The sequence below is a fragment of the Serratia sp. TSO36 genome (assembly GCF_057808395.1).
In genome coordinates this window covers 1-255 of record NZ_JBJZOU010000060.1, presented here as the reverse complement: position 1 = coordinate 255, position 255 = coordinate 1, and the positions used below count along the sequence as shown (strand labels likewise).

1 rRNA gene is annotated in these 255 nt (G+C 54.5%); it reads left to right on the top strand.

Annotated elements, in window-relative coordinates:
- Positions 1 to 38: 38 nt before the first annotated feature.
- Positions 39 to 255 (top strand): 16S ribosomal RNA (locus tag ACK3CV_RS25445); the annotation flags it as partial.

The following is a 255-nucleotide window of genomic DNA, read 5'->3' as shown; positions in this document are numbered from 1 at the left end:
TTGAGCATCGCTTCTCGAGTGGAAGCACATCAAGCTTTTAATTGAAGAGTTTGATCATGGCTCAGATTGAACGCTGGCGGCAGGCTTAACACATGCAAGTCGAGCGGTAGCACAGGGGAGCTTGCTCTCCGGGTGACGAGCGGCGGACGGGTGAGTACTGTCTGGGAAACTGCCTGATGGAGGGGGATAACTACTGGAAACGGTAGCTAATACCGCATAACGTCGCAAGACCAAAGAGGGGGACCTTCGGGCCTC